Genomic DNA, 449 nt, shown 5'->3' with positions numbered 1-449 from the left:
ACTTGCATGGGATATCCGATGTGGGTGTTGCCTGACTCTGAAGGCTCGAGCCTGGCAAGCGGTGTCGTTTCCGTTTGGATGGCGGAAGTATATAATGCCCCAGTTTTTGTGTGCTCATTCTCCCAGCGAAGGAGAGCGAGCATGGGGTGTCGAACAATAGCTCGCGCATCAGAACGCAGCGCGGCCCCCAACCCTGAAGGTCGTTCCGCATGGCGAAATGGCTGCTTGCTGTCGGTATGTTCCTGCCGTTTTTCAGCGCACAGGCTACACAGGATCCCGAGGTGTTGTACAACCGCACGTGTGCGGCCTGTCACGCCGGGCAGTTGCCCCAGGCCCCCCAGCGGGGTAACCGGGCAGCGTGGGAGCCAAGGCTGGCGCAAGGTGTGGATGTACTCGTGAGGCATGTGACCCAGGGTTTCAAGGCTATGCCGCCGCGTGGATTGTGCATG

General features: G+C 59.9%; 1 protein-coding gene. It reads left to right on the top strand.

The window, feature by feature from the left end:
* Positions 1–209: 209 nt before the first annotated feature.
* The coding region (locus SB772_RS39180; RefSeq protein ID WP_410838413.1) for a c-type cytochrome at positions 210–449 on the top strand (240 nt) is incomplete at its 3' end.

The sequence above is a fragment of the Paraburkholderia sp. SIMBA_030 genome, assembly GCF_046535245.1.
Lineage (GTDB): Bacteria > Pseudomonadota > Gammaproteobacteria > Burkholderiales > Burkholderiaceae > Paraburkholderia.
This window is presented reverse-complemented; position numbering and strand designations above follow the sequence as displayed.